Source organism: Mycobacterium sp. IDUB_17 (assembly GCF_055419465.1).
In genome coordinates this window covers 91216-105259 of record NZ_JBVAXS010000009.1, presented here as the reverse complement: position 1 = coordinate 105259, position 14044 = coordinate 91216, and the positions used below count along the sequence as shown (strand labels likewise).

At 65.6% G+C, this 14044-nt stretch carries 11 protein-coding genes and 1 tRNA gene; 3 read left to right on the top strand and 9 right to left on the bottom strand.

Annotated features, from left to right (window positions below):
• Complete coding sequence (locus ACZYZ7_RS30025) at positions 1 to 1215, bottom strand: acetyl-CoA acetyltransferase (RefSeq protein WP_463742407.1); 1215 nt, start codon at positions 1213 to 1215, stop codon at positions 1 to 3.
• A gap of 650 nt (positions 1216 to 1865) precedes the next feature.
• On the opposite strand from ACZYZ7_RS30025, the gene ACZYZ7_RS30020 reads away from it, so the two are divergent.
• On the top strand, positions 1866 to 2684 hold the full coding sequence (locus ACZYZ7_RS30020) for a mycofactocin-coupled SDR family oxidoreductase (protein WP_463742406.1): 819 nt from the start codon (positions 1866 to 1868) through the stop codon (positions 2682 to 2684).
• 56 nt (positions 2685 to 2740) lie between these two features.
• On the opposite strand, the gene ACZYZ7_RS30015 is transcribed toward ACZYZ7_RS30020, so the two are convergent.
• Positions 2741 to 3460, bottom strand: coding sequence for a DUF1326 domain-containing protein (locus tag ACZYZ7_RS30015; protein ID WP_463742405.1), 720 nt, complete (start codon positions 3458 to 3460; stop codon positions 2741 to 2743).
• Positions 3461 to 3565: 105 nt separating this feature from the next.
• Between ACZYZ7_RS30015 and ACZYZ7_RS30010 the strand changes: the two genes are divergently transcribed.
• Positions 3566 to 4003 (top strand): rhodanese-like domain-containing protein, encoded by a 438-nt coding sequence (locus ACZYZ7_RS30010; protein ID WP_463742404.1) that lies wholly within the window; start codon positions 3566 to 3568, stop codon positions 4001 to 4003.
• A 24-nt stretch (positions 4004 to 4027) separates the two neighbouring features.
• Here ACZYZ7_RS30010 and ACZYZ7_RS30005 read toward each other — a convergent pair whose 3' ends face one another.
• The 5 genes from ACZYZ7_RS30005 to ACZYZ7_RS29985 form a co-directional block, all read right to left on the bottom strand.
• Positions 4028 to 4552 (bottom strand): hypothetical protein, encoded by a 525-nt coding sequence (locus ACZYZ7_RS30005; protein ID WP_463742403.1) that lies wholly within the window; start codon positions 4550 to 4552, stop codon positions 4028 to 4030.
• Positions 4539 to 5480 (bottom strand): oxidoreductase, encoded by a 942-nt coding sequence (locus ACZYZ7_RS30000; RefSeq protein WP_463742402.1) that lies wholly within the window; start codon positions 5478 to 5480, stop codon positions 4539 to 4541. Before ACZYZ7_RS30000 ends, ACZYZ7_RS30005 begins: the two co-directional genes overlap by 14 nt.
• Positions 5481 to 5847: 367 nt before the next feature.
• Positions 5848 to 6261 carry a hypothetical protein gene (locus ACZYZ7_RS29995; RefSeq protein WP_463742401.1) on the bottom strand — a complete coding sequence of 138 codons (414 nt, stop codon included), beginning with the start codon at positions 6259 to 6261 and terminating at the stop codon, positions 5848 to 5850.
• 409 nt (positions 6262 to 6670) lie between these two features.
• Positions 6671 to 6746, bottom strand: a tRNA-Arg gene (locus ACZYZ7_RS29990).
• 245 nt (positions 6747 to 6991) lie between these two features.
• Entirely contained in the window at positions 6992 to 7594 is a 603-nt protein-coding gene (locus ACZYZ7_RS29985; protein ID WP_463742400.1) for a TetR/AcrR family transcriptional regulator, read from the bottom strand.
• Positions 7595 to 7664: 70 nt separating this feature from the next.
• Between ACZYZ7_RS29985 and ACZYZ7_RS29980 the strand changes: the two genes are divergently transcribed.
• Complete coding sequence (locus ACZYZ7_RS29980) at positions 7665 to 10910, top strand: arabinosyltransferase domain-containing protein (protein WP_463742399.1); 3246 nt, start codon at positions 7665 to 7667, stop codon at positions 10908 to 10910.
• A 205-nt stretch (positions 10911 to 11115) separates the two neighbouring features.
• Here ACZYZ7_RS29980 and ACZYZ7_RS29975 read toward each other — a convergent pair whose 3' ends face one another.
• Positions 11116 to 13272, bottom strand: a complete 2157-nt coding sequence (locus ACZYZ7_RS29975) for a hypothetical protein (RefSeq protein WP_463742398.1) — start codon at positions 13270 to 13272, stop codon at positions 11116 to 11118.
• Positions 13273 to 13533: 261 nt separating this feature from the next.
• Complete coding sequence (locus ACZYZ7_RS29970) at positions 13534 to 13995, bottom strand: SRPBCC family protein (protein WP_135460264.1); 462 nt, start codon at positions 13993 to 13995, stop codon at positions 13534 to 13536.
• Positions 13996 to 14044 lie beyond the last annotated feature (49 nt).

Here is a 14044-nt window from a genome sequence, read left to right as displayed (position 1 = left end):
CTACTCCTTGCTCGCCGACACGACAAAGCTGACGGTGGTTGCGGTGCTGCCGCCAAAGTTCAAGGTGCCGAAGTTCTTTGCGTTCTCGACCTGGTACGGCCCGGCGGTGGCGCTGACCTGTTTGGCGGCGTCGAGCAGCATGCGGACCCCGGTCGCGCCGACCGGGTGGCCGCCGCCGATCAGCCCACCGCTGGGGTTGATCGGCAGCCGCCCGCCGATCTCGATCTCGCCGTTCTCGACGGCCTTCCAGGATTCACCGGGGCCGGTCAGCCCGATGTGGTCGATGGCCAGGTACTCGCTGGGAGTGAAGCAGTCGTGGACCTCGAACCCGTCGAGATCGTCGAGCCCCACGCCGGCACGGCCGAAGGCATCCAGCACGGCGTGGCGTACGTGCGGCAGCAGGTACGGATCTGTGGCGCTGTGGTCGAGCTTCTGCCGCAGGCCGAGCCCGACGGTGCGGTGGCCCCAGCCGTCGATGCGGGCGATCGGCCGGGCGTCCGGGTACGCGCGCAGATAGGTGTCGCTGACCAGCACCAGCCCTGCTCCGCCATCGGTCATCTGGCTGCAGTCGAGGCGGCGCAGCCGGCCTTCCACCACCGGATTGGTGGCATCGTCGTCCCCGATCGGATCGGGCACCGTCCAGTCGCGGGTCTGGGCGTTCGGGTTGGCCCGGGCGTTACGGAAGTTCAGCGCGGCGATGGCGCGGAGGTGCTCGGCATCCAGGCCATAGCGCTGGTCGTAGGCGTCGGCCACCTCGGAGAACATCGATGGCCAGACGAACTTGGCGTCGTCGGCTTCATGACCGGTCCAGGCGGCGGCGCCGAGGTGGGCCGCGGCGGTATCGCCGGGCACTGTCTTCTCCAGCTCCACCCCGAGGACCAGGGCGCTGTCGTAGGCGCCCGAGCGCAGGTCGGCGATGGCCGCGAGGATCGCGATGCTGCCTGACGCGCATGCGGCCTCGTGACGGGAGGCCGGGGTGCCCCACAGATCCGGGTGCACCGTGGCCGGCATCGCCCCCAGGTGGGCCTGGCCGGCGAACAGTTCACCGAAGGCGTTTGCGACATGAACGACGCCGACGCCGGTGGCGTCGACTCTGGCGCTGCTCAAGGTGTGGTCGACGACCTCGCGGGTGAGCTCGGCGAAGTCGATTCCCTGGCGGGAGAGATTGCGCGCGAAGTCGCTCTGGTAACCGCCGAGAATCCAGACGTCCTCCATGAAGCCGAAGCTACTACAACTAAGAGAGTGACTCGGGCGATTGAAACAAATAACGCCGTGGCGAAAATCCATGCCTGGATTCCCGCCACGGCGTTACCCCGTGGTTAAGCCGACTTAGTCGTCGTGACCGTGGCCATGCCCGCGGCCGCGGCCGTGCCAACCGTTGTCGTACCAGCCCCAACCGGGACCCTCCACGCAAGCCTGTACGTAGCCGTACGGTCCGGTCGCGCAGATATTGGGACCGGCCGATGCGGGAGCGGCCCCAGCGACTGCCACTCCGACCGGCACCGCCAACGCACCCAGCCCGACTGCAGCGGCCCTCATTAGTTTCGAACGGATCATTTTCACCTCCGGGTTGTTTGCTGTGGTGGAGCTCAGAACCCCCGACTGTAGATAACATTAGTGCATCTCACGATGTTCCCGGGAATTGCCTGGGAGCCTGCCATGCAGCCAATTTGCTCTCCGGAAGCTCTCCCCGGTCACGGCGTTGAATTCATTTGCCAAGGGAAATAGGGGTGTCGGATGGCTTCTCGGGGTGTTGCCAGCCACCTGCTGTGACGCCTGGGTCGCGTGGTGTGGCAGGGGCCTTCGACGAGTTTTGCCGAGGCCGGTGGTCTCCATTCAAGGACCGAACTACAGGAGGGGTATTCGTGGGAGCGCTGGACGGCAAGACGGCTCTGGTGACCGGAGGGGCGCGCGGGCAGGGGCGTGCGCACGCCACGACGTTGGCGCGGGAAGGCGCCGACATCGTGGTGTGTGACATCGCGGCGCCGGTCGAATCGGTCGACTATCCGTTGCCCACGCCGGCCGACCTGCAGCGGACGGTGGAGGAGGTGTCCGCGCTCGGCCGGCGCTGTCTGGCGGTGATCGCCGATGTCCGCGACCTGGCGGCCATGCAGTCGGTGGTGGACACCGCGGTCGCCCAGTTCGGAGGTATCGACGTGGTGCTGGCCAACGCCGGGATCGCCAGCAGCGAGCCGATCGCGACCATGTCCGAGCAGCGGTGGCAGACCATGATCGACATCAACCTGACCGGCGTGTTCAACACATTCCGGGCCGTGCTGCCCCATCTGGTCGAGCGCCGGGCCGGGCGCATCGTGGCCACGTCGTCGATCGTGGCGGGCACGGGCGCCACCAACTCCGGTCACTATGCCGCGGCCAAGGCCGGGGTGGTGGCCCTGGTCAAGTCGGTGGCATACGAGGTCGCCGAGTACGGCATCACGGTCAACGCGGTGCTGCCGTCCGGGGTGAACACGCCGATGATCCACAACCCGGCGACGTACAAGGTGATCCGGCCGGACCTGGAGAACCCGGGCCTGGCTGACGTCGAGGAGATGTTCGCCCAAGGGCGGCCCCGTCCGGGGCTGCTGGAGCCACAAGACGTCGCCGATGCCGTGCTGTACCTGGTGTCGGATCGGGGCCGGCTGCAGACCGGGGAGTCGATGATCTTGTCCAACGGGTTGAACTGACCCGGGCCGACGCCGGGCGGAGGCTCAGATGCTTCCGCCCGGCGTCGGCGACCGACTCAGCAGCCGCAGCTGCAGGACGACGAAAGTTCCGCGTCCTCGGTGGCCTCACCGGACTCCGAGCCCTCGGACCCGGGACGCCAGTCGAACGGGAAGTGCTTGCTTGAGCCACCGCTGTGCTCATGGGACCAGTCGAAGCCGACGGCGTGGTCCTCTTTGACCACTCCCCACGTGGCAACCTGGCCCGGACCGACCTCCGCGCCCGGCGCATTGGTTGTGGTCACGCGGCGGTTCGGGTCAGCTGTCGGACCGGTCAGCGCCTCCACCTTCAGGTCGACCTTGCCGGGAATCTCGGCGCGCCAGTAGGCGAGGTCATCGGCGGCCTCGAAACTGATCGGGGCGTATTCGATGCCGCGCAGTTCCTCGATCAGGCTGCCGAATTCGGCCGGCCAGCCGCCTTCCTTGCCGGTGAAGATGCGCTCGAGTGCATCACGCTGAGCGGCGTCGCCCTTTTCGTCGATGTAGAACATCAACTTCATCGTCGCGTTCGGGTCGCCGATCCACATGTTGCCGGCGAACTCACCGAGTGCGATCACGCTCAGGCCCGCCAAATCGGTGTCGCCGTAGTGTCCTTCGCGGACGTGCCACACCAGGGTGAACAAGCAATCTCCGTGCGTCGGCTCCTGGGCGAAGCTGCACGGGCAAGGCAGCTTGCAGCTGCACACGTCGAACCATTCTCCGCGCAAATGCCAATCGACCTGCGTCGACGAAGTTGTCATCGATCTCGCTCCTTCTGTTGATACCCCTAGGGGGTATGTGACCAGGCGACCGTAGCAGTGGTGAAGTGCGGTGCGCAAGTACCCCCTAGGGGTATTATTGTGGCCATGCTCAAGCGGATGTGCGTAGGAGTGTTGACCGTCGTCGCCTCGATGTCTCTGGCCTCATGTGGCGCATCAACCGGCCCGCCGTCAGCCGCCACCATCGAATCCGGCACGGTGAACGTTGAGCATCATCGGCTGGTCGGTGCTGACGAATTCGCCACCGTTATAGGAAGATCCGACACGCTGACCGTCAACGTCCACGTGCCTTACCAAGGCGACATCCCCGGCACCGACCTGTCGATTCCATTCGATTGGGTCGCCGAGCAATCCGACCGGCTACCTGGCGATCGCGATGCCACGATTGCGATCTACTGCCGAACCGGACCCATGAGCGCGACTGCCGCCGAGACGTTGAGGTCGTTGGGCTATACCGACGTGGTCGAACTCGAGGGTGGAATGAAGGCCTGGCAGGCCAGTGGTCGTCCCCTCGTCGGAAACTGAGCCTCCAGCAATTGAACTGACGTATCAGTCCGAGGACAGGGTGAGCAGGCGCCGCAGGATCCACACGACCCGCGCGAGCGACGCGACGGCCGCGACGGCTGCCCCGACGATCGCCGCCTGCAGCCACCAGTAACCGGTATCAAGATTGGCGTCGGTCATCAGCCCGACAATCGCCACCACGAACAACGTGAACAGGGCCGGGAGCACCGACACGAATGCGGTGCCCACCCGGCGTTTGTCGTCGGCGGGTAACAGCTTGTCCACGGTGGTCATCGGCGCCCGCAGCAGGTTGACCAGGATCGAGACGCTGGTCAGGGTGAACCCGCCCATCGTGGCCGCCACCGTCGCCAGAATCTGGTAGGCGGTTCGGCGGGTGTCGTGGGGAACTTCGGTCAGGCCCCACGGCAGCCAACCGGCCCTGCCCAGTGCCAGCCATACGCCGACGACGATCAGGGCGAGCAACCAGTCCGTCCATTGATGACGAACCCAGTTGTGCTGCAGCCTTTCCCGCAGGCTGAACTGCATCACCGGGCGCTTATTCGCGTTCATCGTCGGGTATCTCTATGAATGCGTCGGAATACGGCGCTGGGTTGCCGGGAACCTCAGCCACGGCCGAGAACAGATAATCGCGGTTGCGAGTCAGCGACTGCAGCAACAGCTCTCGCGCATATGCGGTCGATCGATCCGGATCGTTCAACCGGTCGGCATCGACCTGGGTCTTCTCGACGAACCGGTCTTCGAGTAGGTCGACCGATTGTGGGGTGCCGCTGATCGATCCGACGACGCGGGCGCTCTCGAACTCCGACAGCGCGCCGGAACCTCGCAGGGTGTCGATCAGTTCGCGGATCCGCCGGCGGATCGCATCCTTCTGTGTTCCGGTGCCGCGACGGCCGACCGAGATACCGATGCGGACGACGCCGTCCTGGGCCAGCGCGCGGGCGCCGTCGAGCGCTTGGACCCAGTCACCACCCACGAGTTCCCGATTGATGCGATTGGCCGGGATTGCGACGTCCACCCTCGACACGCTCATCTCGTCAAGTGCCTGGTCGAGGTTCTGGGTAAGCACTGGCTCGATGCCCACTTCGATCTCGAGCTTGTGCTCGAGATAGTCGACCAGCCGCCGGGACCTGGGACCGTCACCGCTTGTCAGCATGGCAACGATGTTGCGCTCACCGAACAGGCAATACGTCGGTTCCAGCAGACCCTCATCGGGAGTCAGCCCGATCGCACGCCGGGCGCCGGCGGCGCTGCCGATGCTGGGCAGGTTCTCCCGGCGCACCTTGTCGAGGATCAGCATCCGATCATCACGCGTGCCGTGTGCGATCAGCAGCATCCCGTCGGGGCAGCGGCGGTAGCGGTTGAGGCCGTCGGCCTCAGCTCGCGTGAGCCGCCGAACCACCTGCTCGGCCGGAAACTCACCGGGCAGCGGAGCACCGTCCGGCTGCAAAAGCCGCCAGTACTGCACCGTGCGGTTCACCCTGTCATCCCCCTGAATGTCGATCTGCCGCTGACGTTACTGGCGCCGGCCGACAAGATCGGGGACCCCCGCATCGTCACCCGAGGTCAAACAAGAACTGAGTGCCCCCGGCGGGATTCGAACCTGCGACACCGGCTTTGGGGCGGTAGTGATTGGTAGATGTGCAAAATCGATGATCTGCTCCGCACAACCGATGACCGGTGGATGATTCTGGCGCCGAAACACTGCCCGAACGGAGTCCGCGAGCTCGAGTCGCAAGCTCATTCAGCAGACCCAAGCCAGCCCTAGGCTCCAGTCGGGCGTCGTTTGTCGTTTGGGTCGTCTGGACTCCATCGTTGGCGTCCGTTGCTGATTAGACCGGACGTATCTAGGCGGAGCCTTCGCCTGGCTTGGCGTACCGCAATCCGTCGGGGAGCTGCTCGAAATACTCGGGCGTGTACTCGTCATACGACAGAACCAGGGTGGATGCAGGCGTGTGGATGTCGACGTACTGATGTCCAGCGTGGTCGGCGGGCTCCGCCAGGTCATCGAGGATTTCAACCGCAGTTGCCCGATCTAGGCGCCATTCGATGCGGCCATCACCCAGTTCGATATCGGCTGCACCGGACTCCATGCGGAACTCGTGGGTGACTCCGTCGTGTTCCAACTGCGACCACCCGTGCTGCACCGCATCATTCAACGTGGCATGGATGACAGCCGCACCTGCGGTATCCATTGCCAGCATGACAACGTCATCGCCCAGCATGAATTCAGGAAGAAACTGGGCGTGGATAAAGCTCATCCGTCTCTCCTTCCCTGCATTGTTGTGATTGGAAACAGCAATCTTCGTGCATTCACAAATCGTCGTCGAGCTCTGCGCACCGGGCCTGTCGGCATGTATTGCCGCCGACCGTCTCGACTGGCGTTCGAGGATCTCGATGACCTAGGAACAAGTACTTGGCCTGCGGCCCGGGTCCACACCGCTGCCGCGGATCTGCTGGACCGGGCCATTAGCGATGAAAAAAACGCTGGAACGCTGCCGATCGTCAATGATCACCGCCAGCACGGCCTGATACCTCTGCTCGACCACGCTCAACTCCCTCACGTCGTGTCGAGGATCAACCGAAGTAGGTGTAAAGCATCAGCCGAAACACCGTCAGGCATCAACCGACACAGATATTGCGAGCATCAACCGAGGTAATACAAAGATGTGGTGCCCCCGGCAGGATTCGAACCTGCGACACCGGCTTTAGGAGAGCCGTGCTCTATCCCCTGAGCTACGGGGGCGGGAACCTATCGACATAGGTGTTGAGAACCCATAGGGACGACTCATGGTAGTTGGCCAACCGTCAATCGGTCGCATCGGGGCCGTCGCGACGTGGTGTTTGTGTTGCGGGCGCGTCTGACGTGCTGCGCGGGTTGCGAGTGACTTTCCGACGGATACATGGCGGGGAGTGAGGTCCGACCGCCTCGGTCGGGCACTGTGGCGGTGCCGGCTCGGGATCGGTGTTGTTGGCCGTCAACGCGTTTCCTCAAAGCCGCCCGGGGTCGGCGGGAGCGAACGGTGCGAGCAGGAACTCATCGACGAACCTGGCGAAGGTGTCGTCGACGAAGGTGGGGTCGGGAGCGGTGAAGTACTCGATGATGAAGCCCTGGAAGGCTGCCAGCGCGATGCGCGAACGGGTTTCGGCGACGTGCTCGGGCATGCCGAGCGCTTGCAGGCGGGCCTTGGAGTTGCGGGTCAGTAAGGACAGGGTGTCCCAGGTGTACTCGCGATAGGGGCTGTCGAGCCCGCATGCCGCACCGAAGACTTGCAGCACGATACGCAGGCTCTGCTGGCGTTCCCCTCGGGTGCAGTCATGCCAGTCGTCGAAGCACCATTCACGATGTGCCGCAATCGACTCCGGAAGATCCAACTCCTCGGTCCGGGGTATCGCAGCACGCTGCTGACGGTTCAGGACTTCGAGAATGAGTTGTTCTTTGCCGCCGAAGTAGTAGACCAGCATCCGAGCGCTGGTTCCCATCTGGGAGGCAAGCTCGCGCAGCGACGTATCGACCACCCCGGTGCGCGCCAAGATCGCGCCCGCAGTGGCCAGTAGTTCCTCGCGTTTAGCGTGGTCGACCGGCCGTGGCACGCTTGACTGTAACAGTTGCTTCGGATACTGATGATGCGATGCGCGCGAACACGACGGTCGGGGAGACCCGGTGAGCTTGGTGCGCGACACCGCCCCTCTTACCGGCGGCGCTCCCGCTGAGGAATCGGTGGCGCGGTCGGACCGCCCGTTGCGGGTGACCCGGCTCGTTGCGATCATCGCGGGCCTGGTGGGGTTCGTGGCCAGTGTGCTCATTCCGGTGTTGCCGGTGGTGCAGACCACGGCGACACTGAACTGGCCTCAAAACGGGCAGTTGGGCAGTGTCACCGCGCCGCTGGTCTCGCTGACACCGATTTCGTTGACGGCGTCGGTGCCGTGCACGGTGATCCGTGAGATGCCAACTGCGGCTGAGCTGGTGCTGGGGACGGCGCCCGCGGCCGGCAAGCAGGCGATGCTCAACGGATTGTTCGTGACGGCCACCGCGCAGCGCGTCGACGTGATCGCCCGCAACGTGGTTGTCCTCAGCGTGCCCCGCGCCCGGATGGACGACCCGGCATGCCGGCAGCTGGAGGTGTCCTCATCGACGGCGGGCACGTTCGCCTCGGTCTCCGGCCTGATCGATCCCGATACCGGCACCGCGCTGCGGAGTGGGTTCGCCGACCCGAACTTGCGGCCACAGATCGTCGGAGTGTTCACCGATCTGACGGGTCCGGCGCCGCCCGGGCTGTCGTTGTCGGCGACGATCGACACGCGCTTCACCAGCTCCCCGTCACCGCTGAAAATGGCGGCGATGCTGGCCGGAATCCTGGGCACCGTCGTTGGGCTGCTGGCATTGTGGCGGCTGGACCGCCTCGATGGCCGCCGCGCGCAACGGCGCATTCCGGCCCGGTGGCGCTACTTCACCGGGGTGGACGCGACCGTCGTCGTGGTGTCGGTGTTCTGGTTCATCGCCGGCGCGGGATCTTCCGATGACGGCTATCAGTTCGGCATGGCCAACACCGCCAGCCATGCCGGCTACATGGCGAACTACTTCCGCTGGTTCGGCAGCCCCGAGGACCCGTTCGGCTGGTACTACGAGCTCATCGCGGCCATGACCCATGTCAGCCACGCCAGCCTGTGGCTGCGCTTGCCGGACCTGATCTGCGCGTTGGTGTGTTGGCTGCTGCTCTCACGTGAGGTGTTGCCCCGGCTCGGTCCGGCAGTGGCTGGTAACCGCGCCGCGGTGTGGGCGGCGGCGCTGGTGTTCATCGCGGCGTGGATGCCGTTCAACAACGGGCTGCGTCCCGAAGGTCAGATCGCCACCGGCGCCCTGATCACCTACGTCCTGGTCGAACGCGCCATCGTCACCCGCCGCGTCACCCCGGTGGGGCTGGCGATCGTCGTGGCCGCATTCACGCTGGGTATCCAGCCGACCGGGATCATCGCGGTAGCCGTGCTGCTGGCAGGCGGGCGCCCGATCCTGCGCATCATCGTCGCCCGCGCGAAAACGGTGGGGATCTGGCCGGTGCTGTTGCCGCTGGCGGCGGCCGGGGTCGTGGTGCTGACGGTGATCTTCGCCGATCAGACCATCGCCGCGGTGCGCGAGGCCACCGAGGTCCGCACGGCCATCGGACCCGCTCAGCCCTGGTACACCGAGAACCTGCGCTACTTCTACCTGGTTCTGTCGACGACCGACGCTGCCCTGTCGCGTCGTTTCGGAATTCTGATCACGATGGCGTGTCTGTTCCCGTCGATGCTGGTGTTGTTGCGGCGCAAGCGGATTCCGGGGATTGCCACCGGCCCGGTGTGGCGGCTGATGGGTGTCATCTTCGCGACCTTGTTCCTGCTGACGTTCGCGCCGACGAAGTGGATCCACCATTTCGGGCTGTTCGCCGCAGCCGGGGCGGCGATGGCCGCGGTGGCCACCGTGCTGCTCGGCCCGACGGTATTGCAGTCGGCACGCAACCGGGTCGCTTTCTTGGCGACCGTATTCTTTGTTCTCGCTTTGTGTTTCGCGTCGACCAACGGCTATTGGTACGTCTCCAGCTACGGGGTACCGTTCAACGACAGTAGCCCGCACTGGGGGCCGGTCACCGCCAGCGCCATCCTCTTCGCGTTGTGCCTGCTGACTGCCGGCTACGCCGGTTGGCTGCACCTGGCCTCACCGACGCGGCCGGAGCCTCGATTGACCCGCGTGCTGACTGCCGCACCCGTGCCGGTGGCGGCGGGGTTCATGGTGGTGGTGTGCGCCGGCTCGATGCTGACCGGAGTGATCAAGGAGTACCCCAGCTACTCCAACGGCTGGGCCAACCTGCGCGAGCTGGCCGGCGGGTGCGGGCTGGCCGACGATGTCCTCGTCGAACCCGACCCGAACACCGGATTCCTGGCCCCGCTACCCGGAGGCTACGGTCCGCTGGGCCCATTGGGTGGCAGTGAATCCGTCGGCTTCGGCACCAACGGAGTGCCCGAACACACTCTGGCCGAGGCGATCTGGCAGAGCCAACCCAAATCCGGAACCGATTACGACTGGGAAGCTGCCACCGCCCTGGACCAACCTGGGGCCAACGGTTCCAGCGTCGCGCTGCCCTACGGCCTGGACCCCGCGCGGGTGCCGATGGCGGGTAGCTTCACCGCCGGGCCTCAACAAGTCAGCACATTGACCTCGGCGTGGTATCGACTCCCTGCTGCGGACAACGACCACCCGCTCGTGGTGATCACCGCTGCCGGCACCATCACCGGGAACAGTGTGCTGTCTGGGCACACCGCAGCCCAGACCGTCGCCCTCGAATACGGCACACCGAGCCCCGACGGCACCCCCGTGCCCGGTGGCCGGCTCACCCCCTACGACATCGGCCCCCAACCTGCTTGGCGCAACCTCCGTTTCCCTCGCGCCGAGATCCCCGCCGATGCCCGCTTCGTCCGGGTAGTTGCCGAAGACCGTTCGCTCAACGTTGGTGACTGGGTGGCCGTCACTCCGCCCCGGATGCCCGAATTACGTTCGGTGCAAGAGTATCTGGGCTCCACGCAGCCGGTTCTGCTCGACTGGGCCGTGGGATTGGTGTTCCCCTGTCAACAGCCCATGCTGCATGCCAACGGCGTCGCCCAAGTCCCCGAATACCGGATCTCCCCGGACTATCCGGCCAAGATCGAGATGCCCGACACCTGGCAGAGCGGCGAGAACGGCGGGCCGCTGGGCATCACCGACCTCCTGCTGCGCGCCCACGTCATGCCCACCTACCTGTCCCGGGACTGGGGACGCGACTGGGGCTCGCTGCGCCGATTCGACCCCATCGTGCAGGCTTCCGAGGCCCACCTGGACCTCGGCACCGCCACCCGCAGCGGCCTGTGGAACCCGGCGCCGATCCGCATCGGACCATAGCGAGCGCGAGGTCAGGGGTCCATGCGCGGGCCCACGAGCCTCATGCGATTGACGAATGTGCCGCCGGGTGAAGCTGGCAGCGTCAGGTACGTTTGCCCGGTCGTGGCGGCTTTGATGGTCGTGATGACGACGCTCGGATTGGTCGGGCGCCCGGTCTACCTGCTGTTGTGGCGCAGGCGTCAGTGACCGTGCGGGACACCGATGTTCAGCACATCGGAAATGATGAACACTTGGGTCCCTTTGTCCTTGGCTGTTCGGGCGACTGACGTGGGCCCGGATCGGATCGCGGAGCCTCACGTTCCGGCGGTGCCTGCCGCTCGGGCTTCTGCCGAACGGGCGCCTCACGCTCGGGCGGTGCCTCCCGGACCGGTGCCTCCCGGACTGGTGCTTGTTGGACCGGTGCCTCCCGGACTGGCGCTTGTTGGACCGGGGTCTCAGGAACAGGTGCTTGGGCCGGTGGTTCTGGTGCGGGCTTCTGCCGCGGCGGCTCCGGAGCCTGGGTAGGTCGTTCCGGTGCGGTGCGCTCTTGCGGTGGCTCTTGCCGCGTCGGCGCCTCCTGTACCGGAGCTTCCTGTGCTGGCGCTTCCGGTGCGGGTGCCTCACGAACAGGGTTGTCCCGGTGCGGTGTTGAGTCATCGCGGGGCGGTGTCACCACAGGGTCTGACGGGCTGTCCGTTTTCGGTTCGGCCGGAGGTGTCAACTCAGGTTTGGATGAGGTGTCCGGTCTCGGCTCGGCCGGCGGAGCCCCGGCACGGTCTGGTGCGTCCCCCTTCGGGGGTGTCGGCATCTGCTCAGCGGAACGATCGGGGTCCGTTTTCGGCGCCATGTTGTCCGGTGCGGGCTCTGGCTTCTCCCGCGGTTTGTCGATCGTCGGCGGTGTGTCGGCGGGCGCCGGCGGGAGTTTGGGTGCGGAAAACTCGGGTGACACCTTGGACGGTGGCGTAGCCGGCGTGGCTGCCGTCAATGCCGGTGGTGCGAACGTTGTTTCGTGGCTCGCCTTGGGTGCGGCGGGCCAGTTTTTCAGGGGGGACGCCGGCGCCTGCTCGGTGAGGATGGTCGGCCGCGGCGCGAGTTCTCTGGTGAAGTCACGGGTGGATTTGTCCGCGAGGTTCTTCATCAGCGCCGCGGAGCTGCGGGTCGTCTTGTCGTTTGAGATGAACTGCGCCAGTGAGGCATTCAGGTTCACCACCGGAGATGAGACGCGGATGTCCACCTTGATGACTGGATTGGGGGTGGCCGGCCGTGCCCAGTCGCGGTTACGCGGATTGTGCCAATCCCGGTTCCTGTTCCAGTTTTGGTACCTGTCCGGGTTGAATCCGTGGGCCCGGTTCCACTGCGCCCGGCGGTACACCGGATCGTGGTTCTGGAACTTCCACTGGTAGTACTGCTTGTACGGGTGGTGGCGGTCGTACCAGTCTTGCTTGCGGGGGTCACCGGGATGGTCGCGGCGCTGGCCCCATTCGTTGCAGCCGTTGCGGTCCCAGCCGTGGCGGTCGTAGCCGGCCCAGTTGTAGCCGCCCCAGTTGTACCCCCAGTGGTCATAGCCCCACCGGTCATAACCCCAGCGGTCGTAGCCCCAGCGGTCGTAGCCGAGGAAATCGAAGCCGTACTGGTTGTAGCCGCTGAGGTCGTAGTTGTACCAGCCAGTTTGGTTGTAGCCGTATAGCTGTCCCCAGGACGGGTCGTAGTAACCGAGGTACCCGAGGTTCGGAGTCAGCGGAGGATCCGCGGGCTGGGCCCAGCCGGCTACAGGCTCGACCGGAACGCCGGGCGGCGGTGGGATGAAGTCGTCGCCACCAGCGCCCGTGTACCCCCATGTCGGCGCGGCCCCGCTTGTCGGCGCGGCCCCGCTTGTCAGTGTCGCGTCGGGAATTTGCGGTGCCGCAGCTGGTGCGGGCAGAGCCACCAGTTGTTGCACCGAATCTGGGGTGTACTGCAGAAGTTGTTGTGTCAGTTGCAGATAGAGGTTCTGCAGACTGGTGCGCTGCGGAGACGGGGAGACGTAGTCCAGGCCTTGCTTGGCCTCATTGAGTGCCGTGCGCGCGTCGGTCAGCTGATCGGCGGTCGGCTGCTGTCCGCTTCCGAGGATGTCCTGCGCCGTCTTCAGATCATCGACGACGGCGGTCAGGGCAACGCCTTGCGCGTGCTCGGGGAAGATCGCCTTCTGGACACCCCACAAGGTGCCTCCCGGCGAGGTCGTGTAGGTCGCGCCGAGTAGCCCGGCGACCAGCAACACGACTAATCCACCGGCGATGGCGGCTTTGCCTCGGCGTGACCGGGGGATGAGCCGGCGGCGCGGCGGCAGCGGCTCGACGGGCCGCAAAGTTCTCAAGTCGACGGGTGGGGGGCTGAGAGCAGTCATTCCGACCTCCTCGATGATGACCGGTGCCTGGTCACATCACTCCCGACCGCGTGATTTCCAGATGTACAAGTGCCAATGGTGGGCGCCAAGATGTATGCCTACGCAATATTAAGCATAACTAAATGTCACGCCGGGCCGCTACACGGACCAGGGCCCTGGCGGAATTCTCATCAATACACAGCTTGCGCAAAGGTGCGCACAGGAAGTTGCGTCTGGCCGGCTTGGGGGAGGTCGATCGACAGGGGCACCGGGCTTTGGCGCCTACTGCCCCGAGCCCTCCACGACGGCCTTGATCCGTTCCAGCGTCTTGCGCATGTCGCGGACGTTGCGGCGCTGGCGGAGTTGACCGCCGAGAACCGAGAACACGGCGGTGAACGCTCCCGGCGGCATCCGGAAGGACTCGGTGACATCGGTGTCCGTTCCGGCCGGTGCCAACTGGTAGTGCCAGGTGTTGACTGCCCGGTCACCCATCATCACCGCGAAGCCGAATTCACGCCCGGGATCGCAGGCCGTCACTTTGCAGGTGGTCCAGTAGACGGGTCCGATCTCATTGCGCTTCACGTGGCCGCGGAACCGCGCGCCGAGTGCGGGCCCGGTCGCCCCGCCGAGCCACTCGGCTTCCATTACCTCGGGCGAGAACTTCCCGGTGTTGCGGACGTCGGAGATGAGGTCCCAGATGCGGTCCGCCGGCGCGGACATCCGCACCGTGACCGAGCCTTCCATGGCCATGGTTTCCCCTCCCGGACACCCTGAACGCGTTCGATCCAGCGCA